24 protein-coding genes and 1 riboswitch are annotated in these 26928 nt (G+C 69.6%); of the genes, 11 read left to right on the forward strand and 13 right to left on the reverse strand.

Annotated features, from left to right (window positions below):
* Nucleotides 1-54: 54 nt before the first annotated feature.
* From ACIRON_RS05895 to ftsE, 3 genes are read right to left on the reverse strand one after another with little or no spacing between them, the layout of a single operon-like run.
* A complete protein-coding gene (locus tag ACIRON_RS05895; protein WP_402990191.1) occupies nt 55-1320 on the reverse strand; it encodes a murein hydrolase activator EnvC family protein in 1266 nt (421 codons plus the stop codon).
* A 24-nt stretch (nt 1321-1344) separates the two neighbouring features.
* Nucleotides 1345-2253 (reverse strand): permease-like cell division protein FtsX, encoded by a 909-nt coding sequence (ftsX, locus tag ACIRON_RS05900; RefSeq protein WP_402990194.1) that lies wholly within the window; start codon nt 2251-2253, stop codon nt 1345-1347.
* A 55-nt stretch (nt 2254-2308) separates the two neighbouring features.
* Nucleotides 2309-2998, reverse strand: a complete 690-nt coding sequence (ftsE, locus tag ACIRON_RS05905) for a cell division ATP-binding protein FtsE (protein ID WP_008358693.1) — start codon at nt 2996-2998, stop codon at nt 2309-2311.
* A gap of 74 nt (nt 2999-3072) precedes the next feature.
* On the opposite strand from ftsE, the gene ACIRON_RS05910 reads away from it, so the two are divergent.
* On the forward strand, nt 3073-3690 hold the full coding sequence (locus ACIRON_RS05910; RefSeq protein ID WP_402990197.1) for a hypothetical protein: 618 nt from the start codon (nt 3073-3075) through the stop codon (nt 3688-3690).
* Between the two features lie 231 nt (nt 3691-3921).
* On the opposite strand, the gene ACIRON_RS05915 is transcribed toward ACIRON_RS05910, so the two are convergent.
* From ACIRON_RS05915 to ACIRON_RS05940, 6 genes are all read right to left on the reverse strand, one after another.
* A complete protein-coding gene (locus ACIRON_RS05915) occupies nt 3922-4623 on the reverse strand; it encodes an alpha/beta fold hydrolase (protein WP_402990200.1) in 702 nt (233 codons plus the stop codon).
* Between the two features lie 4 nt (nt 4624-4627).
* Nucleotides 4628-5746 carry a peptide chain release factor 2 gene (gene prfB / locus ACIRON_RS05920; protein ID WP_091049124.1) on the reverse strand — a complete coding sequence of 373 codons (1119 nt, stop codon included), beginning with the start codon at nt 5744-5746 and terminating at the stop codon, nt 4628-4630.
* Nucleotides 5747-5898: 152 nt separating this feature from the next.
* Nucleotides 5899-6702 (reverse strand): C40 family peptidase, encoded by an 804-nt coding sequence (locus ACIRON_RS05925; protein ID WP_402990203.1) that lies wholly within the window; start codon nt 6700-6702, stop codon nt 5899-5901.
* Between the two features lie 5 nt (nt 6703-6707).
* Nucleotides 6708-6880, reverse strand: a riboswitch (cyclic di-AMP (ydaO/yuaA leader).
* Between the two features lie 213 nt (nt 6881-7093).
* On the reverse strand, nt 7094-7774 hold the full coding sequence (locus ACIRON_RS05930; RefSeq protein WP_176884042.1) for a response regulator transcription factor: 681 nt from the start codon (nt 7772-7774) through the stop codon (nt 7094-7096).
* Between the two features lie 14 nt (nt 7775-7788).
* Nucleotides 7789-8706 carry a non-homologous end-joining DNA ligase gene (gene ligD / locus ACIRON_RS05935; RefSeq protein ID WP_402990206.1) on the reverse strand — a complete coding sequence of 306 codons (918 nt, stop codon included), beginning with the start codon at nt 8704-8706 and terminating at the stop codon, nt 7789-7791.
* On the reverse strand, nt 8706-9674 hold the full coding sequence (locus ACIRON_RS05940; RefSeq protein ID WP_402990209.1) for a DNA ligase: 969 nt from the start codon (nt 9672-9674) through the stop codon (nt 8706-8708). Before ACIRON_RS05940 ends, ligD begins: the two co-directional genes overlap by 1 nt.
* 294 nt (nt 9675-9968) lie before the next feature.
* On the opposite strand from ACIRON_RS05940, the gene ACIRON_RS05945 reads away from it, so the two are divergent.
* From ACIRON_RS05945 to kynA, 8 genes are all read left to right on the forward strand, one after another.
* Nucleotides 9969-10217 carry a hypothetical protein gene (locus ACIRON_RS05945; protein WP_402990212.1) on the forward strand — a complete coding sequence of 83 codons (249 nt, stop codon included), beginning with the start codon at nt 9969-9971 and terminating at the stop codon, nt 10215-10217.
* A 239-nt stretch (nt 10218-10456) separates the two neighbouring features.
* Nucleotides 10457-11299, forward strand: a complete 843-nt coding sequence (locus tag ACIRON_RS05950; RefSeq protein ID WP_091049112.1) for a Ku protein — start codon at nt 10457-10459, stop codon at nt 11297-11299.
* A gap of 119 nt (nt 11300-11418) precedes the next feature.
* On the forward strand, nt 11419-11778 hold the full coding sequence (locus tag ACIRON_RS05955) for a YciI family protein (RefSeq protein WP_402990215.1): 360 nt from the start codon (nt 11419-11421) through the stop codon (nt 11776-11778).
* Nucleotides 11775-13049: an RNA polymerase sigma factor gene (locus ACIRON_RS05960; protein ID WP_402990218.1), complete on the forward strand. Its 1275-nt coding sequence runs from the start codon at nt 11775-11777 to the stop codon at nt 13047-13049. The genes ACIRON_RS05955 and ACIRON_RS05960 overlap by 4 nt, the downstream gene beginning before the upstream one ends.
* 30 nt (nt 13050-13079) lie before the next feature.
* Nucleotides 13080-13895, forward strand: a complete 816-nt coding sequence (locus tag ACIRON_RS05965; RefSeq protein WP_402990221.1) for an alpha/beta fold hydrolase — start codon at nt 13080-13082, stop codon at nt 13893-13895.
* A gap of 221 nt (nt 13896-14116) precedes the next feature.
* The gene (gene kynB, locus ACIRON_RS05970; RefSeq protein WP_402990224.1) at nt 14117-14764 is read left to right on the forward strand and encodes an arylformamidase; all 648 of its coding nucleotides are present in this window, start codon (nt 14117-14119) and stop codon (nt 14762-14764) included.
* Entirely contained in the window at nt 14761-16017 is a 1257-nt protein-coding gene (kynU, locus tag ACIRON_RS05975; RefSeq protein ID WP_402990227.1) for a kynureninase, read from the forward strand. The genes kynB and kynU overlap by 4 nt, the downstream gene beginning before the upstream one ends.
* Complete coding sequence (gene kynA / locus ACIRON_RS05980) at nt 16014-16814, forward strand: tryptophan 2,3-dioxygenase (protein WP_402990230.1); 801 nt, start codon at nt 16014-16016, stop codon at nt 16812-16814. Before kynU ends, kynA begins: the two co-directional genes overlap by 4 nt.
* 49 nt (nt 16815-16863) lie before the next feature.
* Here kynA and ACIRON_RS05985 read toward each other — a convergent pair whose 3' ends face one another.
* The 3 genes from ACIRON_RS05985 to ACIRON_RS05995 form a co-directional block, all read right to left on the reverse strand.
* On the reverse strand, nt 16864-17784 hold the full coding sequence (locus ACIRON_RS05985; protein WP_402990233.1) for a methylenetetrahydrofolate reductase: 921 nt from the start codon (nt 17782-17784) through the stop codon (nt 16864-16866).
* A gap of 68 nt (nt 17785-17852) precedes the next feature.
* Entirely contained in the window at nt 17853-18755 is a 903-nt protein-coding gene (locus ACIRON_RS05990) for an HpcH/HpaI aldolase/citrate lyase family protein (protein ID WP_402990236.1), read from the reverse strand.
* 117 nt (nt 18756-18872) lie between these two features.
* Nucleotides 18873-19445, reverse strand: a complete 573-nt coding sequence (locus ACIRON_RS05995; protein WP_402990238.1) for an ArsR/SmtB family transcription factor — start codon at nt 19443-19445, stop codon at nt 18873-18875.
* Between the two features lie 82 nt (nt 19446-19527).
* On the opposite strand from ACIRON_RS05995, the gene ACIRON_RS06000 reads away from it, so the two are divergent.
* Both ACIRON_RS06000 and ACIRON_RS06005 read left to right on the forward strand, forming a co-directional pair.
* The gene (locus ACIRON_RS06000; RefSeq protein ID WP_402990241.1) at nt 19528-20829 is read left to right on the forward strand and encodes an MFS transporter; all 1302 of its coding nucleotides are present in this window, start codon (nt 19528-19530) and stop codon (nt 20827-20829) included.
* Nucleotides 20830-20885: 56 nt separating this feature from the next.
* A complete protein-coding gene (locus ACIRON_RS06005; protein WP_402990243.1) occupies nt 20886-22943 on the forward strand; it encodes a collagen binding domain-containing protein in 2058 nt (685 codons plus the stop codon).
* Here the strand turns inward: ACIRON_RS06005 and ACIRON_RS06010 are convergent.
* Entirely contained in the window at nt 22903-26853 is a 3951-nt protein-coding gene (locus ACIRON_RS06010; RefSeq protein ID WP_402990246.1) for an NAD-glutamate dehydrogenase, read from the reverse strand. The two genes, ACIRON_RS06005 and ACIRON_RS06010, sit on opposite strands and share 41 nt — an antisense overlap.
* Between the last annotated feature and the right edge of the window lie 75 nt (nt 26854-26928).

Genomic DNA, 26928 nt, shown 5'->3' on the forward strand with positions numbered 1-26928 from the left:
ATACCCCCACGGGCTCCCGCGTCAACCCCGCAGGGCGACTCGGCCTGGCCGAGATCAGCCCAGCAGTGGTGCCGGGTCGACCGGAGTGCCGTCGCGCAGGATCGTGAAGTGCAGATGGCAGCCCGTGGACCAGCCGGTGGTCCCTGCGTACGCCACGGTCTCACCGCGCCCGACGGATCCCGAGGTCCTCGCGTAGCTCGAGATGTGGTTGTAGACCGCGGTGTAGGAGTGCCCGTTGACCTTGCCGAGATACAGGTGCAGGCGGTTTCCCCACACGCTGGAGTAGGAGGTCGAGATGATCTGCCCCGAGTCGACGGCACGGAGCGGGCGGCCACAGGGCGCGTGGAAGTCGGTGCCGTTGTGCAGCGAGACGTAGCCGTAGATCGGGTGCTTGCGGATGCCGTAGGGCGAGGTGACATAGGTGTCGGTCACCGGCGGCCCGAAGAGCCCGCCGACCGAGCCGACGTTGCGCTCGGTGCCGGAGCCTGCCGAGGCGAGCGACCGAATCTTCGTACGCAGCGCCGACTCCTGGGCCTCGAGCTCGCGCAGCTCGGCGGCGTCCGCCGCCCTGGCCGACTCGGCCGACCGCTTCGCGGTGGCCGCCTGGGCGGCCAGCGTGGACATCTCGGCGTGGGCAGCGGCGGCCTGGTCGCGGAGCGAGTCGACCTCGGCGACCAGCTCCCGGGCCTTCTTCTCCTTGGCGGCGATCGCGTCGGTCGCCTCCTGGACCTCGCCCTCGCGGACGACGAGCATCGTCTCGGTCGCCTCCATCCGCTGGAGGGTGGCGTCCTGGCCCGCGGAGGCCGCGTCGACGTACGTCTGCTGGCGCATCAGGTCCTCGAGGGAGCCTCCGGAGAGCAGGGCCGCCGCCTGGGCGAGCCGCGGGTCTCCCCCGGTGAACCGGGTCAGGATCGCGTCGCGCATCTCCTCGCGCTGCGCCTTCACCTCGGCCTTGCCAGCGGCGAGCTCCCGCTTCGCCTCGGCGAGCAGCAGCTTCTGCTCGGCGAGCTCGGCCTCGAGCTCGGTGTGGGCCGCCTGCGCCTCGGCGAGCCTGGTGTTGAGCTCGTCGAGACGGGTCTGGGCCTGGTCGAGTCTCTTCTGCGCCGCGGCGTACGACGCCGACGCCTTGCGCAGCCCGGCGCTGGAGTGCTCGAGATCCTCGGCGGCGGCCTTCTGGTCCTGCTGGACCTCACGCTGCTCCTGCTCGAGGCGGTCCCTCTCGTCGGCGGAGGAGGGAAGGGTGGGCGAGAGCAGCACGGCGGCCACCACGGCGCAGCTGAGCGCAGCGGCAAGCGAACCGGCACGGGGGAAGACGTGCACGGCTCCGACGGTAGGGGATCCGGGTCAGACCTTGATGTATTTGCGGGTGAGCAGGAGTGTCGGGACGAGGGTGAGCAGGATGCCGAGGACGGCGACGATCGCGAAGGAGCTGAAGAACTCCTCCCAGCCGACCCACTGGGTCACCGCGGTCGAGGAGAGCCGCTGCTCGACGCCGAAGTACATCACCGCGGCCAGCGCTATCCCGGAGAGCCCGATCCCGACCAGGGCCACCACGAGCGACTCCAGGAGGAACGGCAGCGCGATGTAGAGGGTCGAGGCGCCCACCAGTCGCATGATCCCGATCTCACGACGGCGGGCGAAGGCTGCCAGCCGGATGGTGTTGGCGACCAGCAGCAGCGCCGCGATCACCAGCACGATCGCGCCGACCAGGGCCGCACTCTGCAGCCCGTCGACGGCGGCGAGGATGGGCCCGGTGACCTCGTGGACGTCGCCGACGTGGTCGATGCCGTCCAGGCCGGCGACCGCCTCGATGATCTCGGCGGAGTGGTGCGGGTCGGTCATCGTGACCCAGTAGGACTCCCACATGTCGCTGGACTTCACCACCGGGTCGGGACCGCTGACGCCTTCGACGTCGAGAGCCTGCAGCCGCTCGTAGGCCTGCTCCTGGCTCTCCTCCTCGATCTTGTCGACGTACCTGTTGTCGTCGAGGGCGTCGGTGATGACCTTCTTCTGGCTGTCGTCGACCGCCCCGGCGCACTGCGGGTTGCGGTCGTTGGCGCCGTTGCACATGTAGAAGGTGATCTGCAGCTCGTCGCCCCAGACCTCCTCGGTCAGCTGGGCCTGCTCACGCAGCAGCAGGCCGACGCCGGCGAGGGTGAGCGAGACGAGCAGGGTCAGCGCGACCGCGACGTGCATCGACAGGTTGCGGCGTAGCCCCTGGCGGAGCTCGGTGAATACATAACGCAGCTGCATGGCGGGTCTACGAAACTTTCGTGTCGGGAGGTCGAGGGGTCCGGCTCAGAAGCCCTCAGAACTGGGCGCCGTAGCCGCCCTGGACCTGGTCGCGTACGAGGTGGCCGTGCTCGAGCTCGATGACGCGCTTGCGCATCTGGTCGACCATCTGGACGTCGTGGGTCGCCATCACGATGGTGGTGCCGGACCGGTTGATCCGGTCGAGCAGGCGCATGATGCCGACGGTGTTGCCGGGGTCGAGGTTACCGGTCGGCTCGTCGGCGATCAGGATCATCGGCCGGTTGATGAACGCGCGGGCGACGGCCACCCGCTGCTGCTCACCGCCGGAGAGCTCGTCGGGCATCCGGTCGCCCTTGCCGTCGAGACCGACCAGCTCGAGCGTCTCCGGGACGCGCTCGCGGATCTCACGGTTGGAGTGACCGGTCACCTGCATCGCGAAGGCGACGTTCTCGGCGACGTTCTTGTTGGCCAGGAGGCGGAAGTCCTGGAAGATCGTGCCGACCTGGCGGCGCAGCCGCGGCACCTTCCAGCCAGCGAGCCGGTTGATCTCCTTGCCGGCGACGTAGACCCGGCCGGTGGTCGGGCGCTGCTCACGCAGCATCAGCTTGAGCGCCGTCGACTTCCCCGAGCCCGATTGGCCCACGAGGAAGACGAACTCCCCCTTCTGGATGTCGATCGAAAGGCTGTTGAGGGCGGGTCGCGCCTGCCCTGGGTAGGCCTTGCTGACCTTCTCGAAGCGGATCACCGCACCGAGGGTAGTGCAACGGTGGTGGGCTCAGCACTTCGGCTCGGAGATACCTGCCCCTGTACTCTGACGGCGTGCGCTCTGCAGTCCGGATCCTCATCGGTGCCGTAGTCCTCACCGCGGTCGCGGTCGGGGTCGGCGTACTCACCCTGAAAGACGACGAGCCCGAGGTCGCCGAGGTGAAGGGCGATCTCAGCACCGCGGACACCACCACGATGCAGGTACGCCGCGGCGCGTTCTGCGACCGCGTCCCGGCCGAGGACGCGACCGAGGCCCTCGGCGGCGCCGCCACCGAGAAGAAGGCCTACGGCGACGGCGACCAGACCGCCATCTCGGGCGAGGTCAACGACGTCTCTCAGGAGTACGGCTGCATCTGGACCGGGCCGGAGGGCTCGGCCACCTCGGCCCGCGCCTGGGTCTTCGCCCCGCCGGTCACCCTGGACTGGGCCACGCAGATGACCAAGAGCGTGCCCAAGGGCTGCAAGGCGGCATCGACCCCTGCGTACGGGAAGCCGTCGGTCGCCCTCACCTGCACCGACGCGAAGAAGCAGACGAAGGTGGTCCACCGCGGCCTCTTCGGCGACGCCTGGCTCTCCTGCGAGCTCACCGGCAAGGCCGGCGAGGCGCCCGCGGCGGTCCAGAAGCGCGCCTCCCGCTGGTGCCTGGTGACCGCCACCGCGGCCTCCGCCTGACCTCTGTCGTCCTCGACCGGACTCCGATCCTGGCGCGTCGTTTGCATCGACCCAAAGTCGAGTGCTTTAATCGACTTAGTCGCTCGGGTCGGGTAGGCACCTCACCGGGCGGCGCGCGCCGCCGCGGGCACTGAGTCAGAGCAGAGCCGGTCGGCGAGAGCGGGTGGGGTCCTTAGGGATGGGGATCCCACCCGCGACGCGGGACGCGTCGCATTCAGTATCGCGACGCATTCAGCACCGCGACGCGAGCCAGGCCAGGACGGTGTCGGCGAACTCGGCGGGCTGGTTGCGATGCACGAAGTGACCGACGTCGAAGTGGACGAGGTCGGCCGCAGGGATCCGCTGGGCGACCTTCTCCAGGTCCGACGGCGGGATGTGGCTGTTGCCACCACCGGCCACGATCAGGGTCGGCATCGGCAGCAGCTCGAGCTGCTCCCACATCCACGCGTCGTACATCGTCGCCTCGACCAGCAGGGACGCGATGCACTCCCAGTCGTGGGGCATCGGCCTGGCTGCGCGCCCGGGCGACCTGCGCTCGCGCGGCGCGGGTGGCACCACGTCCTCGATGATCAGCCGGGAGACCAGGTCGGGGCGGTGCATCGCGACCAGGAGGGCGACGTTGCCGCCGGTCGAGTGCCCGACGACCACGGCACCCGAGATCCCGAGCGCGTCCATCGCCGCGATGACGTCGTCGGCGATGAGCCGGTGGGAGTACTCCGCGGCCCAGTCCGAGTCCCCGTGCCCACGCATGTCGAAGGCATGCACCCGGTGGTCGACCGCGAACGGCGGCACCACACCCTGCCACCTCTTCGCACTGCCTCCGAGCTCGTGCAACAGCACCATCGGCACCCCGTCCTCGGGGCCGTAGGCGTCATAGACGTACGCCGCCCCGCGGCCCGGGAGTGGAAGCCTGGTGCGCGTCAGCGCAACCATCAGGTCAGTTCTGTTCGGCCTTCTCGGCGCCACGGCGCCACCGGATGCCGGCCTCGAGGAACCCGTCGATGTCGCCATCGAAGACCGCCTGCGGGTTGCCGACCTCGAAGGTCGTACGCAGGTCCTTGACGATCTGGTAGGGGTTGAGGACGTAGTTGCGCATCTGGTCGCCCCAGGAGGCGGCGACGTCGCCCTTGAGCTCCTTGAGGTGCGCCTCCTCCTCGGCCTTCTTCAGCGCGAGGAGCTTGGCCTTGAGGACGATCATCGCGGCGGCCTTGTTCTGCAGCTGCGACTTCTCGTTCTGGCAGGAGACCACGGTGCCGGTGGGGATGTGGGTCAGCCGGACCGCCGAGTCGGTGGTGTTGACCGACTGGCCACCGGGGCCCGAGGAGCGGTAGACGTCGACCTTGATGTCGTTCTCGTCGAGCTCGATCTCGTCGGTCTGCTCCAGCACGGGCACGACCTCGACCGCGGCGAAGGAGGTCTGGCGGCGACCCTGGTTGTCGAACGGGCTGATCCGCACCAGGCGGTGGGTGCCGGCCTCGACGGAGAGGGTGCCGTAGGCGTAGGGAGCGTGGATCGCGAAGGTGGCGGACTTGATCCCGGCCTCCTCGGCGTAGGAGGTGTCGAAGACCTCCACCGGGTACTTGTTGCGCTCGGCCCAGCGGACGTACATCCGCATCAGCATCTCGGCGAAGTCGGCGGCGTCGACGCCACCGGCGCCGGAGCGGATCGTGACCAGGGCCTCGCGGGCGTCGTACTCCCCCGAGAGCAGGGTGCGGATCTCCAGGCTCTCGACAGCCTTCTTCACCCGGCCCAGCTCGGCCTCGGACTCGGCGAGCGAGTCGGCGTCGCCCTCCTCCTGGGCCATCTCGACCATCAGGCCGAGGTCTTCGATGCGGGTGTTGAGCTCGGTGAACTTGTTGAGCTCGCCCTGCAGCAGGGAGAGACGGCCGGTGACGCGGGTGGCGTTGTCCTGATCGTCCCAGAGGTCGGGCGCGGCGACCTGCTCGCCGAGGTCGGCGATCTCCTTGCGCATCGCGTCCAGGTCCAGCACCTGGCCGATGGTCTGCATCGTTGCCTGGAGCTGCTTGATCTCGGTGTCGAATTCGGGGCCTGCCACGTCTTACAGGTTACTTGACGCGTGGTGCTGCACCGATTCGCCGGCCCCCAAATATGCGCTCGCCCTCCGGCATGGGGAACCGGAGGGCGAGCGCCAGGGGGATGTGTGGGGGTGTGCCCGCCGAAACGGGCCCCGAGACGGGGGTGAAGAGGTCAGGCCTGGTGGGTCGAGCCGGCGAACCAGCCGTCCCAGGCAGCCTCCTCGCGAACGCTGGCGCCCGGCTTGGGGGCGTGCAGCATGATCGCCTGGCCGTTCTCCCAGCGCAGGAAGATACCCACGTGGTAGACGGGGCTGCCCCAGAACATCAGGTCGCCGCGCTGGATCTGGTCGTTCGGGACCGTCGGCAGCGAAGCGGCCTGGTCCCGCGAGACCCGGGGAAGCTCGATGCCGGCGGCGCTGAAGGCGTACTGCGTCAGACCGGAGCAGTCGAACGAGCTCGGACCGGTGGCACCCCAGACGTACGGGTCACCGATCTGCTCGCTGGCGACGCTGATCGCCCGATCGATCTTGCCCTGCCGGCTGGCGGCGTAGGCCCTCGCCTCCGCCTCGGCCTTCTTCTTCGCCTCGGCGGCCTTCTTGGCGGCGATCGCTGCCTTGCGCTTCGCCTCAGCGGCCTTGCGGGCTGCCTCTGCCTTGCGCTCCTGCACCTCGACAGCCCTCTCGAGCTGCTTGATGTCGGTGAGCATCGCCGTGGGGGTGGCCGAGGCCTCCAGGGTCGGAGCCTCCACCACCTTGGCCGGCTCGACGGTGGTGGTCTCGTGGGAGACCGGGGCGGCGTTGGCGGCGGGCACCGCCACCAGGGCACCGGCGGCGATGCCGCTGGCGAGGGTGACACGACCGACGAACTTGCCGTGGGCCCTGAGAGATCCTGCGATCGTCCGGGCGATCGACACGTTCGGCGACCGGAACGGCCGGGGCGCGCCTCGATGGGCAGGATGAGATACGGACTTGGACATGCGTGAGTTCCTTCCCACGCCTGCGAGGTGAGCTGTCGGGTTCGGGCTAGAAGGTTGCCCGGCCATCCTGCGATGGCTTCACCCCAAGCGACCGTCCGAGTTAGTCGCGTGGAACTTGGGTCCCCCGCTCCTGTCCCATACGTACTGCTGAGTGTGAGGGTAAAGGGGGTTCAGTAGTCGGGGCCGGCGTCCGGAGGGACAGGATTCGGCGTGTACCGGGGCCGGTCGTGCGTTGTGCACAGCCCAACCAAGGTGACATGCCAACCAAGCCGGTTCCAAGCCCGAACGGCCGAATCTGGAGCACAAACCGCGTATTCACGCGTGACTTTGCCGTCGTTTGTGAAACATCTCACGCACTGAACACGCATACGACACCGTGTCGAACTTGCGTTTACTCCGCTGCTTCGAGCCGGAAACCGACGCCGCGGACCGCTACGACCTTCTCCTGCACACCGGCCGCCTCGAGCTTCTGGCGCAGGCGCCCGACGGTGACGTCGAGGGTCTTGGTCGAGCCGTACCAGTTCTCGTCCCAGACCTCGGCCATCAGCCGGTCGCGGGAGACGACCTTGTCGCGGGAGGCGGCCAGAACGGCCAGGAGCGCGAACTCCTTGCCGGTCAGGGTCACCTCACGCTCACCGGCGTAGACCCGGTGGGCGGCCACGTCGATGCGCAGGGCGTCGTCGTCGGCACCGGGCTCGACCGGACCCGAGCGGCGCAGGAGGGCGCGGACCCGCGCCTGGAGGACGGCCAGCGCGAACGGCTTGGCCAGGTAGTCGTCGGCACCGGCGTCGAGACCGACGACCAGGTCGATCTCGGCGTCGCGGGCGGTCAGGATCATGATCCCGCCCTCGTAGCCGTTGTCGCGAGCGGCCTTGCAGACCTCGAGCCCGTCCATGTCCGGGAGGCCCAGGTCGAGCAGCACCAGCTCGGCGTCGTACGGAGGCGCCAGCAGCTCCAGCGCCTTCTTGCCGGAGTCGACCCAGGTGACGTCATAACCCTCACGCTGGAGCGTGCGCACCAGGGGAGCAGCGATGTCCTCTTGGTCTTCTACGACAAGCACGGAGTTCGACATGAAGAGAACAATAGTTACAGCCCCGTAGGGCTTGTGAAGAGATCCCCCCTTTCAGATAAGCGCGTGATCACATTGTTAGGTCCGAGCTGGTCGATACCGAGCGGATCCTCGGCCCCCTCCGTGACCTCGTCCCAGGTCACCGGGGCCGCGACCGTGGGGATCTCCTTGCCTCGCAGCGAGTAGGGACAGATCGTCGTCTTCGACCCCGAGTTCTGCGACCAGTCCAGGAAAACCTTGCCTGACCTGCGACTCTTGGTCATCGTCGCGGTCACCTTGCTCGGGTGGGCCTTCTGGAGGTCCTCGGCGATCTCCTTGGCCAGCGCCGTGGCGACCTCCGGTTCGACGGGTTCTGGCAGGGCGGCGTACAGGTGCAGACCCTTGCTCCCGCTGAGCACCGGTGTCGCGGCGAGGTCACGGGCGCCCAGCGCCTCGCGCACCAGCAGCGCCACCTCGCAGCACTCCTGCAGGCCGGCCGGCTCGCCGGGGTCGAGGTCGATCACAATCCGGTTCGCCCCGGCCGGGGTGCCGTCGGCGCCGACGGTCCACTGATGGACGTGCAACTCCAGCGCGGAGAGGTTCGCGGCCCAGGTGAGCGCGGCGAGGCTGTCGAGGATCGGAAAGGTGAGTGTTCCCTCTCTGTGGTCCGCGGTTCGGGATCCCGTTGTCGGAACGGTGACGGTGCGTACCCAGCTGGGTGTGCCGGCCGGTGCGTTCTTCTCGAAGAACGACATGTCGCCGATGCCGTGCGGCCAGCGGATCCTCGTCACGGCGCGGTCCTGGAGCTGCGAGAGCAGCGCCGGCGCGACCTGGGCGTAGTAGTTGAGCACCTCGCCCTTCGTCATGCCCGTACGCGGATAGAGCACCTTGCTGAGGCTGGTCAGGGTCAGCACCCGGCCGTCGACCTCGACGCGTACCTCTTCTCGTTCGACCATCACAGATCCTCCGGCTCGATGTCCTCGCGGATGCCGATGAAGCTCGGCTGCCGCAGCCGGCCCTTGTAGCTCGCCGCCGCGACGGCGCTGCCGTGGGTCTCCACCTCGACGACGAGGAGCGGCTCGACCCAGTGGGTGCCCTTGGCGTCCACGGCCGGCACTCCCCCGTCGGGATCGACATCGGGCCCGGCGAACGGGCTGCGCCCCGTCTCGCGGAGCAGCTCCCCGAGTCGCTGCCCGCGCTTGCCGGTGATGCCGCTGCCGACTCGCCCTCGGTAGATCAGCCCGTCGGGTGTCGGCTGACCGACGAGCACAGCGCCCAGACGCTCGGTCCCACCCTCGGTGCCCACCTCCGGCCGCCAGCCGCCGACCACGAGCGAGGCCCGGTAGCGGTGGGCCAGCTTCACCCACTCCTTGCTCCGCTCACCGGGTCGGTAGCGGCTGCCGCGACGCTTGGACACGATCCCCTCCAGCCCCTGCGCCCGCGTCACCTCGTGGAGCATCCGGCCGTCGTCGTACGTCGGAGGCACCTGCCAGCTCGACAGCTCACCGCTCTCGTAGAGACCCTCCAGGATCTGGCGCCGCTCGGTCCACGGCTTCTCGATGAGCAACCCTCCGTCGAGACGGAGAAGGTCGAAGACCATGTACGTCGCCGGGATCCGTTCCGCGAACCGCGCCGCCCGGCGGACGTCGCGGTTGTGCATCCGGTCCATCAGCACCCGGAAGTCAGGCAGGCCGGCGTCGTTGAGCGCGATCACCTCGCCGTCGACGACGATGTCACGCTCCGGTCCGGTCGCGATCTCGGGCCAGGCGGGGGTGGCGTCGTTGCCGTTGCGCGTGGCGAGCCGGGTCTGCGTACGGCCTTGCTCCGATTCTCCGACGAGTCGGATGCCGTCCCACTTGACCTCGTGCACCCACTCCTCCCCTGGGGGAACGTGGGCGCCTGGCGTGGCCAGCATGGGACGCATGCGTCCATCTTGCCTCCACCGCGTCCCTGCGCCAGGGAGATCTGGCCCAATCCTTCACGGCCGGTCGACGTCGACACGGCATGCCCGAGGGGCCGCGCCCTCGGGTGGCTTGCCCGGGGCGGACCGTCTCTGAGGCGCTACGCCAGATCGGGTACCTCGGACGTTGGTCGTCTGCCGTGCTGCATCAGGCAGGCCTAGCGTCTGGGTCACGGACCCGTAGGCCTGCTCCGTCGGGTCGGCGGACGTGGTCCGTTTCCGCTTCGCCCCAACCGGGTAGAGAGGGGGCCAACACCCATGGTCATCAATCTGCGTGTGCTGTTCGTCTTTGCGGCGCTGATCGCCGCCGCCGTCGCCGCCTACATCGGGCTCATGCCCCTCGATGCACCATCGTGCGGGACCGGGCTGCGGCCCGAGGACATGTGCTTCTGGACCACTCCCGAGGAGCGCCGCCCGGAGGCACTCGCGTGGCTCGCAGGCTCGGTCGGCCTGGTTCTGGCGGCGTTTCTCGTCGGCCGCTACCGCTGGAGCGGCCGCGACCTGTGACCATTGGCGCCGCCGTCGCGTGAACCTACCGTGGATTCCGGAGAGGGCTGCGACTTCCACACATGTGCGTGGAAGTGGCTGGGTACGCCCAGGCAGGCGACGTCAGATCCACGCATTTGCACCGATGTTGCAAGCCGCACAAGCCGCTCCCTGTGTGACGCGTGGGGTTAAGGGGTACCGGGAAGCCGCGATCCGGCAGATACTGGGGTCGTTGTTGCCTTGTGCGGAGGGAGTTCGGCATGCGTGCGATCTGGAAGGGCGCGGTCTCGTTCGGGCTGGTCAGCGTGCCTGTGAAGCTCTATTCGGCGACGGAGTCGCACGACGTCTCGTTCCGTCAGGTGCACCAGTCCGACGGTGGCCGGATCCGCTATCAGCGGATCTGCTCGATCGACGGCGAGGAGGTGCCCTACTCCGAGATCGCGAAGGGCTATGAGACCGAGGACGGCGAGATGGTCGTGCTCACCGACGACGACTTCGCCAACCTGCCGACGACGTCCTCGCGCGAGATCGCGGTGGAGAAGTTCGTGCCGAGCGACCAGATCGACCCGATGCTGTTCGAGAAGAGCTACTACCTGGAGCCTGAGAACACCGGGGTCAAGCCCTACGCGCTGTTGCGCCAGGCGCTGCTCGACGCCGACCGGGTGGCGCTGGTGACCGTCGCGCTGCGGCAGCGCACCACGGTCGCGGCGCTGCGGGTGCGGCCGACCGACAACGGTGACGTGATCGTGCTGCAGACGATGATGTGGCCCGACGAGATCCGGGTGCCCGACTTCAAGGTCGAGGCCGGCGAGATCAAGGACTCCGAGATCAAGATGGCCAACATGCTCGTCGAGACGCTCGCGGGCGACTTCCATCCCGAGGAGTTCTCCGACGACTACGCCGATGCCGTCGAGGAGATGGTGAAGGCCAAGATCGAGGGCGGCGAGGTCGAGCGGACCCCCACCTCCACCAAGACCTCCGGCGAGGTCGTCGACCTGCTCGCGGCGCTACAGCGCTCCGTCGCGGCCGCGAAGAAGTCGCGTGGCGAGGAGGTCCCCGAGGAGGCCGAGGAGAAGAAGACGAAGAAGTCGAAGGCGTCCTAGGCGACCGCGGCGACACGTACGGAAATATTCTGGTGTGGCCGTGTCGAAAGCGGGAGGCTCTTCTCGACGCGTAGGCGACGACGCGCAACGGACGCGCCGCCGACCGCAAGGAGAAGCAGATGCGCTACATGATGTTCGTGAAGATGGACCCGGACGCCGGGCCGCCGCCGGCCGCGCTGATCGAGGCGGTGGAGTCCGAGATCAAGCAGCAGTACGCCGACGGCATCCTGCTCGACGCCGACGGGCTCGGTCCCGCGGTGGAGATCCGGCTGACCGCCGGAGAGGTGACCCACGTCGACGGGCCCTTCGCGGAGGCCAAGGAGGTCGCCGGTGGGTTCTCGCTCTTCGAGGTCCGCTCGGCCGACGAGGCCATCGAGCTCGGCCGCCGGATGATCCAGCTCCACGAGGAGCTGTGGCCGGGGCAGGACGTGGCGGTGGAGATGCGGCCGCTGTTCGGTCCGCCGACCCCTGCTGAATGAGCTCGCCCACCGAGGACGCGATCGTCGCGGTCTGGCGCAACGAGTCCGTACGCCTCCTCGCCGGTCTGGCGCGGATGACGCACGACCTCGACCTGGCCGAGGACCTCGCTCAGGATGCCCTCGTCGCGGCACTGGAGCAGTGGCCGCACGAGGGCATCCCTCGCAACCCCGGCGCGTGGTTGATGTCGATCGCGAAGCGGCGCGCGATCGACGGGTTCCGCCGGGACGAGGTGCTGCGCCGCAAGGTCGCCCTGCTGGGCCACGAACTGGAGGAGGGTGAGATGCCTGACCTGGCTGCCGCGGTGGACCACATCGAGGACGATGTGCTGCGGCTGATGTTCCTCTCCTGCCATCCGGCGCTGGCTCCCGACTCCCGCACGGTGCTGACGCTGCGGCTCGTGGGCGGGCTGACGACCGCCGAGATCGCCCGGGCCTACTTCGCCAAGGAGTCGGCCGTCGGCCAGCGGATCTCGCGGGCGAAACGCACCCTGGCCGAGGTCGGGGCCTCGTTCGAGCTGCCGGTGGGTGCGGAGCGGTCGGCTCGTCTGCGCGATGTGATGCAGACGATCTACCTGGTCTTCAACGAGGGATACGCGGCGACCTCGGGACCGTCGTGGACCCGGCCCGAGCTGTGCCTGGAGGGGATGCGGCTGGCCCGCATGCTGGCCGCGCACGCCCCGGGCGATCCCGACGCGCAGGCGTTGCAAGGGCTGCTGGAGATCCAGGGGTCGCGGCTCGCGGCGCGGGCGGACGCAGAGGGTCACCCGGTGCTGCTCGAGGACCAGGACCGGACCCGCTGGGACCAGCTGCTGCTGCGGCGCGGCCTGGCCGCTGTCGACCGGGCGACAGCGCTCGCCTCCGCCGGCACCCCCGGCGGGAGCTATCTGGTGCAGGCGATGATCGCCGCGTGCCACGGCCGCGCCCGGCGGGCCGAGGAGACCGACTGGGCCGAGATCGCCCGCCTCTACGACATGCTCGCGACCGGCGTCCCCGGTCCCGTCATCGAGGTCAACCGGGCGGTGGCGCACGGGCGTGCCTTCGGTCCCGAGGCCGGGCTGGCAATCCTGGCGGCACTCCCCGAGGGAGCGCTTCCGGGGTCACATCTGCCCGCCGGCGTACGCGGTGACCTGCTGCACCGCGCCGGGCGGCACCTCGAGGCCGCGGCGGCGTTCGACGAGGCAGCCTCGTTGACCACCAACGCCGGGGAACAGGAGCTTCTCGAGAGACGTGCGGCCGCGTGTCGAAGCGACGAGGTCTCGTCCGACGGGTAAGTATCAACCGGATCTTTCGAGGAGTGAACCATGACCACAACCACCACCTCCGCCGACGGCACCACGATCGCCTACGACGTCGTCGGCACCGGCCCGGCGCTCGTCCTGGTCGACGGGGCCATGTGCTACCGCGGCTTCGGGCCGTCGAAGGAGCTGGCCGACGCGTTCTCGGACCGGTTCACCGTCTACCGCTACGACCGTCGCGGCCGCGGCGACAGCGACATCGCCAAGCCGGCGGCCGCCGGCACCATGGAGGCGGTCGAGCAGGAGGTCGCCGACCTGGGCGCGGTGATCGAGGCGGCCGGCGGGCACGCCCACCTGCTGGGCCTGAGCTCGGGCGCGTTCCTCGCCCTGGAGGCCGCTCGGGCCGGGCTGCCGATCGACAAGATCGTCGCCTACGAGGCGCCGCTCATCCTCGACGACACCCACAGCCCCAACGACGCCGACCTGGCCCAGCAGGTCGAGGCCCTGGTGGAGAAGGGCAAGCGCGCCGCTGCTGTCGAGCGGTTCATGCGAGTGGTCGGCATGCCGCTGGTCGCGGTCAAGATCATGCGGCTGACCCCGGCCTTCAAGAAGCTCACCCCGATCGCCCACACGCTCGTCTACGACCTGGGCATGTGCGTGCCGTTCCAGCAGGGTCTGCCCCTGCCGGGCGGCTACTTCAAGAACGTGTCGGTGCCCGTGCTGTCGGTGGCGGGCAGCAAGAGCCCGACCTACATGACCAATGCCCAGCAGGCCATCGCCAAGGCCGTTCCCGAGGGCCGCTACGTCGTCCTCGACGGGCAGAACCACATGGTCAAGGCGTCGGCGCTGGCTCCGGTGGCGACGGAGTTCTTCACCGCCTGAAGCGCCGAGCCGGCTCGTCCTCACCAACTCCCGCGCCGAGTCGGCTCGTCCTCACCAACTCCCGCGCCGAGTCGGCTCGTCCTCACCAACTCCCGCGCCGAGTCGGCTCGTCCTCACGCGCCGACTCGGCGGGATTATCGGTCACGATGCGCCGACTCGACAGGATGACCTGTCACGACGCGCCGAGTCGACGGAAAATCGGGTCGTCTAGGCTGCGGAACATGGCGCAGCTGTGGGACATCTCACCACCCGTTCACGTCGACTCGCCGGTCTTTCCCGGCGACCACGCGACCGAGGTCGACTGGACGTTCCGGATCGGCCCCGGGTGCCCGGTCAACGTCGCCGAGATCTCGGTCTCGGCGCATGTCGGCGCACACGCGGACGCGCCGCTGCACTTCACCGACGGCGGCACCCCGGCCGGCGAGATGCCGCTGGAGCCGTTCCTCGGTCCGTGCCGTGTGGTCGACGTGTCCGGGGTGCGTCCGCTGGTCACCGTCGACGACATCGGCGACATCGACCTCACCGACCTGCCGCCGCGCGTGCTGTTCCGGACGTACGCCACCCAGCCGACGACCTGGGACGACTCGTTCTGTGCGCTGGATCCCGCGCTGATCGACCTGCTCGCCGCCCACGGGGTGCGGCTGGTCGGCACCGACGCGGCCAGCCTGGACCCGGCCTCCTCCAAGGATCTGCCGGCCCACTTCGCGACCCATCGTCATGACGTACGCATCCTGGAGAACCTGCTGCTCGACGAGGTGCCCGCGGGCGACTACGAGCTGATCGCGCTCCCCCTCAAGCTCACCACCGCCGACGCCGCGCCCGTGCGGGCCGTGCTCAGGGCGATCACCACCCAGGAAGGTGCCGAATGAACCGCGACGACGCTGTCGCACTCGATCAGGCCGACCCGCTCGCTCCGCTGCGGGACCTCTTCGACCTGCCGGAGAAGACGATCTACCTCGACGGCAACTCGCTCGGCGCGCTCCCCCGCGCCACAGCCGGACGGGTGGCCGAGGTGGTCACCCAGGAGTGGGGGCAGGGGCTGATCGAGTCCTGGAACACCGCCTCCTGGATCACCCTCCCCCAGCGCGTCGGAGACAAGATCGCCCGGCTCGTCGGCGCAGGTGACGGCGAGGTCGTGGTCGCCGACTCGACCTCCCTCAACGTCTACAAGGTGCTCGCCTCGGCGCTCTCGATCGCCGCCGTCGACTCGCCGGAGCGCCGGGTCGTGGTCAGCGAGCGCAGCAACTTCCCGACCGACCTCTACATCGCCTCCTCGCTGTGCCGCGAGCGTGGCTACGAGCTGGTGCTGGTCGACTCGCCCGACGAGATCGAGGGGCTGCTCGACCGGACCGCGGTGCTGATGCTGACCGAGGTCAACTACCGCACCGGCTACCTGCACTCGATGGCCTCGGTGACAGCAGCCGCCCACGAGCACGGTGTGCTCGCCGTCTGGGACCTGTGCCACTCGGCCGGCGCGGTGCCGGTCGACCTCCGCGGCGCCGACGCCGACTTCGCGATCGGCTGCGGCTACAAGTTCCTCAACGGCGGCCCCGGCTCGCCGGCCTTCCTATGGGTCAACCCCCGCCACGTCGACCGCTTCGAGCAGCCACTGTCGGGCTGGATGGGCCACGCGGCACCCTTCGAGATGTCGCCGGGCTACCGGCCCGCGGAGGGGGTCTCGCGCTACCTGTCCGGCACCCCCGCCGTCATCGGCATCTCCGCCCTGGAGTGCGGGGTCGACACCCTGCTCGCCGCCGAGACCTACGGCGGTCTCGAGGCGCTCCGGGAGAAGTCGCTCGCGCTGACCCGGCTCTTCGCCGACCTCGTCTCCTCGCGGCTGCCCGGTTTCACGATCGAGTCGCCGCTCGACGACGCGCAGCGCGGCAGCCAGCTGTCCCTGAGCGTCGGAGACGACGGTGCGTACGCGATCGTGCAGGCGCTCATCGAACGCGGAGTCGTCGGTGACTTCCGCGCCGGCGAGCCCGACATCCTGCGCTTCGGCGTCACCCCGCTCTACACCCGCTACGTCGACGTATGGGATGCCGTCGACCACCTGGTCTCGGTGATGGACAACGACGAATGGCGCGACGAGCGCTTCTGGACCCGAGGAGCAGTCACATGAGCAGCACGCAGGACCTTCCGATGGACTACTCCGACTACCTCCACCTGCCGGAGGTGCTCGGCGCGCAGCACCCGCTCTCGGGCGACCACAACGAGATGCTCTTCATCGTGCAGCACCAGGCGATGGAGCTGTGGATGAAGCTCGCGCTGCACGAGCTGACCGAGGCGCAGCGGCTCCTCGCCGAGGATGCGGTTCGCCCGGCGTTCAAGGGGCTGGCCCGGGTCTCGAGGATCATGGAGCAGCTCGTGCACGCCTGGGACGTCCTCTCGACGCTGACCCCGACCGAGTACGACAAGTTCCGCCCCTACCTGGCCACCGGCTCGGGCTTCCAGTCGTGGCAGTACCGCTGCATCGAGTTCGCACTCGGCAACAAGGCCGCCTACACGCTCCGCGTGCACGAGGGACGGCCGCACGAGCAGGACGTGCTGGCGGCGTACGGTCGGCCCTCGCTCTACGACGAGTCGCTACGGCTGCTGGCCCGGCGCGGCTTCGACATCCCCGCCGACCATCTCGACAGGGACTGGAAGCAGGAGTACGCCGCCTCCGACGCCGTCGAGGCGGCCTGGGGAGAGGTCTACCGCGATCCGGAGAAGCATTGGGACCTCTACGAGCTCGGCGAGGAGCTCACCGACCTGGAGACCGCCTTCAGGGTCTGGCGGTTCCGGCACGTGACCACCGTCGAGCGGATCATCGGGTTCAAGGTCGGCACCGGCGGGACCAGCGGTGTCTCCTACCTTCGCAAGCAGCTCGACATCATCCTGTTCCCGGAGCTGTGGGGGATGCGTACGGGGCTTTGAGTCGGGACGGATGCTCACCGAGGTACCTCGGTCAGCATCCCGCCCGACCTCAGCGCGCGAGCTTGCCCCGGAGCCGCTCGGCGAGACGTACGGAGGCCTCGATCTCGACCTTGCGGATCGAGACCGACTCGATGTTGATGCCGAACGGCACCCCGAGCTGGCGGCAGAAGGACATCAGCTCGATGGCCGTCGCCTCGGCCTGCTCGAGCGAGGCGTCGAGGGTGTCGGTGGCGTGGCGCAGCTCGTTCTCGATCCAGCGCGGTACGTCGACGCCGAGCCAGCGGAGGAACTCGAGGGTCTTCATCGAGCCGCACACGGAGAAGGTGAACACGATCGGGACCGGCGCCAGGCCGCGGGTCTCGCACTCGTAGCGGTAGTCGGAGACGAGGTTCTTGGCGGCGTTGACGTCGTAGACGACCTGGGTGACGAAGTAGGAGCAGCCGGCCTCCTGCTTGGCGATCAGGCGCAGGTGCTCGTCGCCCTTGGCCGTGTGGCGCTCGGGGATCGCGACGGCGCCGAGGAGCAGGTCGGGGTTGGTCTGGGTCCGGATCTCGTGGGCGCGGCGCAGGCTGGTGGCGACGCGCTTCTCACCCGAGGAGGCACCGACGAAGACCGAGAGCGCCTTGGCCGGATCCTGGGTCTTGACCCAGTCGCGCAGCGTCGGCTCGTCGTACTTGCCGGTGGCCCGGTAGACGACGGCCGGCACGTCGAGACCGGCGAGGTTGCGCTCGAGGAAGTCGGCGGGATCGAGGGTGCGTACGAACGGGAACGGCCGCTCCTCGGGGTTGCGGTCGGACTCGTCGTCGATGTCGTAGAGGATCAGTCCGTCGACATCGAGGGGCCGGATCCGCTCGAGCGTGATCTCCGCGATCTGCTGCACCCGCTCGGGCGCCGTCGTCACTCTCGGCGGGGTGACGGCGAAGAGCAGAATCTCACCGGCCCGGTCATTGATGCGCTGCTGCAGATCCACGGCCTCAACGCTAGCCGAGTACGTGGGGACCCGGCGCGTGCGTCCAATCACACGCCGGGTCGGCGTCCTCAGTAGACGCTGGGCCCCGAGACCGGGTCGCCGTAGGTGTCCGGCTTGATCTTGAACAGCTCGGCACGACGCTTGATCGTCTCGGCACGGGCCAGGCGCGGCTTGTCGCTGCCGTCGCGGATCACGCGGCCGCCCTCCTCGAACTTGTGGAGGAAGTCGTAGGCCCAGGTCACGTCCGACGGGGACGGGCTGAACGACTCGTTGATCACCGCGGGCTGCTCGAGGTCGAGGCAGAGCTTGCCGGTCATGCCCATCGAGACGCCGTCGGCACCCTGCTCGCGGAGCAGCGGGTGGCTGCTGCCGACCGTCGGGCCGTCGATCGGGCCGGGCAGGTTGCCGATCCGCGAGCCGAGGACGAGCTTGGTCCGCGGGTAGGCCATGGCGAGCGGGTCGTTCTCCGCACCCGTGTCGCGGCGGTAGTCACCGGAGCCGAAGGCGAGCCGGTAGGCACCACGGGCGCGCGCGATCGTCGCGGCGTCCTCGATCCCGAGCGCCGACTCGAGCAGCGGGATCACCGGGGTCGAGCCGCCGAGCCGCTGGAAGGTGTCGGTCACTTGGTCGGGCGACTCGGTCTTCGCGAGCATCACCCCGGCGAGCGTCTCGATCCCGGCCAGCGCCGCGAGGTCCTCGCTCCAGTCCTCGGTGGTCCAGTCGTTGATGCGTACCCACGCCCGGCCGCCGCCCTTGAGCCAGCTGGTCACGTTCTCGCGCGCCTGCGACTTGAGCGAGGTGTCGATCGCGTCCTCCATGTCGAGGATGATCTGGTCGGCTCGGCTCAGCTGGGCGTCGTCGAAGATCTCGGTACGCATCGCGGAGACCAGCAGCCATGACCTGGCGTTGTGCCCCTCGACTCGGTTGGCTTCGCGCACCTCGCGCTTCTCGGCGATCTGGGTCGTGCTCATCGTTCGCGTATCTCCCTACTGGCGTCCTGGGCTGGGCGCAATTGGACGGTAAACCAACGCGCTGGTGACTCGCGAGTAGGCAGTCGGCAGCCTGGGCCGCGTGAGACATAACCCACATCAGGCCTCGGGCTCGCCGGCCAGGTCCGGCATCGGCTGGATGAGCTGGTAGACCGAGTAGAGCTCGAGGTCGTCGTCAGAGGACTCCCTGCCGACCTCTCGATAGCGGGCGACGACCTGGTTCAGCTCGCGCTGGAGCCGCTCGGCGTCGTCCTGGGTCAACCGCAGGGACGACTCGGAGACGATCCGCTTGGCCGGGTCGTCCTCGCGGGCGATCTGGAAGGCCTGGTCGACCAGGTGGTGGCCCCAGGCGACGGAGCTGCGCTGGAACACCGTGTACGCGGCCTCGCCCCCGGGCTGCTCGACCATCTCCCGGGGGCTGAGGGTGATGTCCTCGTCGACCAGCCTCCAGACCCGGTCGCGCTTGTCGCGGCCGGCATCGGGGGCGACCTCGACCAGGCCGTACTTCGCCAGCTGGCGCAGGTGGAAGCTGGCCTGGTTGGCGGGGATGCCGGTGCGCTTCGCGATGTCGGCGGCACGGAGAGAACCGGCCGCAGAGAGCTCGTGCAGCACGCGGTTGCGGGTCGGGTGGGCGATCGCGCGCAGGATCCGCGGGTCGTCGTACGTGGCCATGACCTCACCCTAGCCGAATCCCGCACCACTTAGTGCGCAAGAACTATTGCGCAATATATGTTGCGCACCTTACGGTGCGGGTATGCCCTCCTACCGCGAGCTCGCCCGCAACCACGACTTCACCGCTCTCTGGATCGGCGCCACCGTCGCCGAGCTCGGGACCCGGGTGAGCCTCTTCGCGATGCCCCTGGTCGCCTACGCGATGACCGGATCGGCGTTCTGGGCGGCGACGGCCGAGGCCGCCCACCTCGTCGGCATGGTCGGCATGCTGCTGCCCGCCGGAGTGATCGCCGACCGGCGCCACCGGCTGCGGATCATGCGGCTCGCCCACGGGTCGGGAGCGGTGCTGTACGCATCGCTCGCGGTCGCCGGGCTGCTCGGATCGCTCACTCTCCCCCACCTGCTCCTCGTCGCCCTGCTCACCGGAGTTCTCAACGGGCTCTTCCTCCCCGCCGAGAACTCGGCGATCAGATCGGTGGTCAGAGCCGAGGACCTGCCCACGGCGCTCTCCCAGCAGCAAGCGCGTCAGCACATCGCGGGCCTGCTCGGCGGGCCGCTGGGCGGCGTACTGCTCGGGTTCTCCCGATGGGCACCGTTCGCCGGGAACGCGATCGCCTACGCCGCCGGCTGGCTGCTGCTCGCCCGGGTCCGCGCCGACCTATCGGCGCCTCCGGTCGAGGAGCAGGACTCCCGACCCAAGCCGCTGGCCGATCTGCTCGCAGGCCTGGGCTACAGCTGGCGGCAGCCGTTCCTGCGTACGCTGCTCTTCTTCAGCCCTGCCGCCAACCTGGCCATCAACGCCCTCTTCTTCATCGCCCTGCTGCGGCTGATCGAGGCCGGATTCCCGGCCTGGCAGATCGGGCTGGCGGAGGCGGCGATCGGCGGCTGCGGCATCCTCGGGGCCATCGCCGCGCCCTGGCTGATCGACCGCCTGCCGACCGGCCGGCTGACGATCCTCGTCGCCTGGAGCTTCGTGCCGCTCTCGATCCCGCTGGCCTTCTGGACACACCCCGCGGTCATGGCCCTGGCCGCGTCGGCGGGACTCTTCCTCAACCCGGCGGGCAACGCCGGGATCGCCGCCTACCGGATGGCGACCACGCCGCAGGAGCTGATCGGGCGGGTCCAGGCGGCCGCGCAGTTCGTGGCGATGCTCTCGATCCCGCTCGCGCCCGCCCTGGCCGGGGCGCTGCTCGCCGTCACCGACGGCGCGACCGCGGTCCTGGTGGTGACGGCGATGACCGCCGCGGCAGCCCTGATCCCGACTCTCGCCCGGTCGGTCCGGTCGATCCCGCGTCCGGCGAGCTGGCAGCACCACCACGCGAACGAAGACAAGCCGCCTCACACCAGTGATTCAGAGCACAAAAGCGAGATGTTGCTCGGCTAGTCTTCCTGAGTCCCCCAACGCAATGTTTGCTGCTCGGAAGCAAAGGATCCCCTCCCATGTTCACAAGGGCCTTCTTGGCGTTGGCACTCCTGGCCGGAGCGTTCGTCGCGGTGCTGTCCCCCGGACCCGCTCACGCCATGACCGACTCGTGGGCCCAGTGGGCGCCCGTCTCCGGGACGTCGAACGACTACTCCACGATGATGACCCAGCGGTCGGCGGGCTTCCCGGCGGCGCAGATGGCCAGCGACTCGCGGGCCAACGTCGCCCTCCCCAGCGGCGCGAGCACGTTCCTCGACGCCAGCACGCCGCCGGGTGCGAAGTACGGCTCGAGCCGCGGCTCGGCCTACATCAACCTGCGCCCGAAGGCCGACACCCCGAGCGGCGCCTCGACCACCACGTACGCCTTCGACAACCCGACGCCCGACACCGGCTGGGCGTTCGTGCTCGGTGACATCGACTCCGACCAGGTCCAGATCCGGGCGACCGACGAGAACGGCGACCCCGTCTCGGCCGCGGAGATCACCTCGTGGTTCCAGGGGTCGTTCAACTACGCCGGCGAGGCCGACCAGCCGATCTGGAACGCGGCCACCTCGACGCTGACCGGCAACCCCACCGCCACCGACACCAACGGCGCCACCGGCTGGTTCGAGCCCGACATCCGGCTCACCAGCCTGACCTTCGTCTTCACCCGTCGCGCCGGCTTCCCGGTCTACCAGACCTGGTTCGTCAGCCGGGCGCGGCCGATCGGCGGCACCGTCGCCGACGTGTCGACCTCCGGGTCCTGCCCGGTCGAGGGCTCGGTGCTCACCCTCGTCTCGCCGTCCGGAGAGACGCTGGCGACCGCCAGCCCGGCGCCCGACGGCACCTACTCCTTCGGCGAGTTCGCGACCCAGGACGGCTACACCGTCCGGCTGAGCCACCCCGACGGCTGCGTGACGGTCGGGCAGACCGAGGCGAGCGTCAGCAACCGAGGCAACGACGAGGATCCCCCCTCGCGGGCCGACTTCGAGGTCCGCCAGGTGATCCCGCACGTGATCAGCGGCACCGTACGCGACGACGCCGGTACGCCGGTGCCGGGCGCGACCGTGACCCTCACCCGACCCGATGGTTCCACCGCGACCACGACGACCGAGGCGGACGGCAGCTACCTCTTCGACGACAACACGGTCGGCACGGGCTACTCGGTGACCCTCACCGTCCCCGACGGCTACACCCCGGGCCCCGACGGCACGACCCGCACCGACATCACCGTCATCGACAGCCCGGTCACCGACCAGGACTTCGTGGTGAACCAGCTGGCCAGCGTATCCGGCACCGTGACCGGCGGCGGCAAGGGTCTCGGCGGCGTCCAGGTGCGCCTGATCCCCACCGCTGGCGGGGACCCGATCACCACCGTCACCGACGGTGACGGCAACTACCTGCTCGACGGGGTGCCGCCGGGCGACTACACCGCCGAGATCGACGCACCCGAGGGCTACACGGGCGCCACTACGCGACCCGTGACCGTGGCCACGAGCGACGTGACCGGGGTCGACTTCGACCTGACCCGCCCCGGCGCGATCGGCGGGCGGGTCACCGACGCCTCCAGCGGCGACCCGGTCGCCGGTGTCACCGTCACCATCGAGGGCCCCGGCGGTCCGGTCACCGCCACCACCAACGCGGCGGGCGACTACTTCGTCGAAGGCCTCCCGCCGGGCGACTACACCGTCACCGTCACAGCTCCCGAGGGGACGCAGGTCGTGGGCGAGACGTCGCGTGCGGTCACGATCACCTCGGCCGGCGAGACCGAGGGCGGCCAGGACTTCCGGATCGATGAGGTCGCCTCGCCGAGCCCGACCCCGGACCCGAGCCCGACGCCGACACCGGACCCGACGCCGACCCCCGATCCGACCCCGGCGCCGGAGCCGGAGCCCAACGACATGCCGATCCCGGGCGGAGACGAGAATCCGTCGGCGGCCCCGAACCCGGGACCGCCGACGGAAATCTCACCTCAGAGCTCGCTGCCGGATACCGGCGGACCGACGTGGGTGTTCGCCGCGCTCGGCATCTCGCTCCTGCTCGCCGGCACGGTGCTCACCGTGACAGCGCGTCGCGCGTCCCGAATGCGAGGTTGACCTCCTCGTTGACCACCGAGGTCGCCCAGATCTCCCACCGCAGTGGGTGATCCAGGATGGCCTCGGGGAACCGCTCGCGGATCGCGGTCGGGAAGTACGCCACCAGGCGCTTCGTCATCTCGGGATCCGCGGCGGGGTCGGGAACTCCCTCGGCGACCAGCTCGCGCCGGCGCTCGATCTTGGTCCAGGCGAGCACGACGGCGAGCTCGGGGGCGGTGAGCCCCTCCCCCGCCTCCAGGCGGCGCGCGACCTCGGTCGCGGAGGGCAGGCCCTCCACGTCGCGGTCGAGCAGTCCGGCCGTGACCCACTCCGCGATCTGAGCCTCGTGAGCCTCCAGGAGCTGCGGGGCCGAGGCCACCGCGCGGGTCAGGGTCACGTTGTGGGCCTCGTTGTCGGCCAGCACCAGGGCGGCGACCTCGTCGGTCATCTCCTCGAGGAGCTCGTCACGCGCGGCGAGCGTCAGCGAGCCCGCGCGTACCTCTCGTTCCAGCAGGATCTTGAGGTTGACCTCGTGGTCGGAGGTGTCGACACCGGCGGAGTTGTCGATCGCGTCGGTGTTGATCAGCCCACCCTTGCGGGCGAACTCGACGCGGCCGGCCTGGGTGATCCCCAGGTTGCCGCCCTCACCGACGACCCGCACCCGCAGCTCGGCGGCGTCCACCCGGACCCCGTCGTTGGCGTGGTCACCGGCGTCGGCGTCGGTCTCGCCGGACGCCTTGACGTACGTCCCGATCCCGCCGTTCCACAGCAGGTCGACCGGAGCGCGCAGGATCGCGCTGATCAGCTCCTGCGGGGTGAGCCGCTTGACGTCGGTCGCCAGACCGAGCGCCTGCCGCACCTCGGGGCTGATCGGCACCCACTTCAGCTGCCGCGACCACACGCCGCCGCCCGCCGAGATCAGTGAGGTGTCGTAGGACTCCCAGGTCGACCGGGGCATCTCGAAGAGCCGCTTGCGTTCCTGGAATCCCACCGTCGCGTCGGGCGTGGGGTCGATGAAGACGTGCCGGTGGTCGAAGGCGGCCACGAGCCGGATGCGGTCCGAGCGCAGCATGCCGTTGCCGAAGACGTCACCGGACATGTCCCCGACGCCGACCGCGGTGATCTCGTCGGTCTGCGGGTCGATCCCGAGTCGCTTGAAGTGGTGCTGCACCGAGACCCAGGCGCCACGCGAGGTGATGCCCATGGCCTTGTGGTCATAGCCCGCAGAGCCGCCGGAGGCGAACGCGTCGCCGAGCCAGAAGTCGTACTCCGCCGCGACCGAGTTGGCCAGGTCGGAGAACGTCGCGGTGCCCTTGTCGGCGGCGACGACGAGGTAGGAGTCGTCACCGTCGTGGCGCACCACGTCGGCCGGCGGCACGATCTCGCCGTCCACCCGGTTGTCGGTGACGTCGAGGAGACCACGCAGGAACGTGACGTAGGCGTCCGGACCGGCCACGCCCTTGGGGACGAAGCCGCCCTTCGCGCCGCCCGGCACGATCACGGTGTTCTTGACCTGCTGCGCCTTCGCCAGCCCCAGCACCTCGGTGCGGAAGTCGTCGCGCCGGTCGCTCCATCTCAACCCGCCACGGGCCACGGCGTCGAAGCGCAGGTGCACGCCCTCGACGTCGGGCGAGTAGACGAAGATCTCGTACGCCGGGCGCGGCAGCGGCAGGTCGGGCAGCTGCTGCGGGTCGAACTTGAAGGCAAGGTAGTTCCGGCCGCGGTAGTAGTTCGTCCGCGTCGTCGCCTGGATCGTGGTGACGTAGCTGCGCAGGATCCGGTCCTGGTCCAGGCTCGCCACGTCGTCGAGGGCCTCGATGATCGCCTCGGCCCGCTTGGCCTCGTCACGCGCGGTGAGCGAGGGGTCGAAACGGGTCTCGAACAGCTCCACGATCTGCCGTGCGATGCCCGGGTTGGTGCACAGCGCGTTGCCGATCGAGAAGAACGAGTTCGGGGTGCCGGCCTGGCGCAGGTAGCGGCCGTAGGCACGCAGCATGGAGACCTGACCGTGGTCGAGGCCCGCCAGGACGAGTGCGTTCAGCCCGTCGATCTCGCTGCGACCGGACCACGCCTGGTGCAGGGCTGCGACCAGTTGGGTGGGCGCGCCGACCGGGGTGCCGGCGTAGGCGAGACCGAAGTCGTAGATGAACCACTCCTCCGAGCCCGAGGTGCCGACACCCTCGATGTCGTAGGGCCGCTCGTCGGTGACCTCGAAGCCGAACGAGGACAGGATCGGGAGCATCAGGGACAGCGAGAGCGGTCCGCCGGTGCGGTAGATCTTGATCCGGAACCCGCCGGCGCTCTCCGGGTCCTTGTAGAAGGAGAAGTCGACCGCCTCGCCCTGGTGCGAGAGCATCTCGAGCCGGGTCAGGTCGGCGGCGCCGGTGTCGGCGTCGAAGTCCTCCTTGTAGGCCTCCGGGAAGGCGTCGAGCACGTGCGAGAGCCGGGCCGCGCCGTCCTCGCCGGCGTGGGCGATGACCGCGCTGACCAGGTCGTCGCGCCAGCTCCGCGCTGCCTTGCGCAGCCGCGACTCGAGGCTGTCGACCAGCCCCGGGGTGTCCAGGGCCTTCCCCAGCGACTCGGTGGTGCCGTGGACCACGAAGTGCACCCGGGCGGTGGTCGACTCGCTGATGCGTACGGTGAACTCCAGGTCGGTGCCACCGAGGACGTCGAGCAGCACCTTCGAGAACCGCTCGCGGACAGTCGTGTTGTAGCGGTCACGCGGCAGCGAGACGAGCACCGAGACATAGCGCCCGTACGTGTCGGGCCGGACGGCCACCCTCAGGATGCGACGCTCGATGGCCCCCAGCGCGGCCTCGGCGAGGTCCATCAGCTCCTCGGTGGAGGCGTGGAAGAGCTCCTCGCGCGGGTAGGACTCCATCGCGTCGAGCATCGCCTTGCCGGTGTGGCTGCGGGCGTCGTAGCCGGTGTGGTCGAGGACCGCGGCGACCTTGCCGCGTACGACCGGGATCCGGGTCACCGACTGCCGGGCCGCCTTCGTCGTGAAGAGGCCGAGGAAACGGTGCTCGCCGATCACCTCACCGGCGCCGTTGAAGATCTTGATGCCGACGTGGTCGAGGTAGGCGGGCTCACCGACGGTCGAGCGGGAGTTGGCCTTGGCCAGGACGAGCATGACCTTGTCGCGGGCGTGGGCGGCGACCTTGGGCGGCATCTTGCCGTGGTCGGCGGCCTGCGGCGGGTCGGCGCGCAGGATGCCCAGGCCGGTGCCGGAACGACCGCGCAGGTAGTCGCCGTCGAGGCGGTACTCGCGGTAGCCGGTCAGCAGGAAGTGATCCTCGGCCAGCCAGGCCAGCAGCTCGGCGGCCTCGGCGGCCTCCTCGCGCGGCACGCTGTTGGGCGGGGTGTAGCGCAGACCGGCCGCGATCTCCGCCAGGCGGCGGTGCAGTCTCGGCTCGTCCTCGACGACCTCGCGTACGTCCTCGAGGACTCCCTCGAGTCCCGCGACGATCTCCTTGGCCGCGTCGGGGGCGAGGCGGTCGATCTCGATGTGCATCCAGGACTCGCGGATGTCTCCTTCGTTCACCCCCTCGAGCGCACCGGTCACGTCACGGGCGACATCGATGACGGGGTGGACGACGAGATGTACGTCGAGGCCACGACGGTAGAGCTCGGTCTTGACCGAGTCCACGAGATAGGGCATGTCGTCGACGACGATCTCGACGACGCTGCGGCCTCCGGCGGACCAACCGTCTGCGGCGGTGGTCGGGGTGAGGATGCGCACGGCGGCGGTGCCCTGCGGTCGGTTCACCGCCAGTGCCAGATGCGATCCCACCGCGCCCGCGAGGTCGGTCTCGCTGCGGCCGGTGAGCTCCTCGGGGGCTACGTGGCGGAAGTAGGTGGTGCTCGGCAGGCGGAACTGCTGGACGTTCTGCAGAGCTTGGACAGGTTTGATATGCGTCTCCGTTGACACACCTGTCACGGTATCCCGCGCCGACACCGAGTAGGCGGCTGGATCCGAAGGAATCGCCGATGTGAGTCATAGGCT

Source organism: Nocardioides sp. NPDC101246 (genome assembly GCF_044767415.1).
Taxonomy (GTDB): domain Bacteria; phylum Actinomycetota; class Actinomycetes; order Propionibacteriales; family Nocardioidaceae; genus Nocardioides.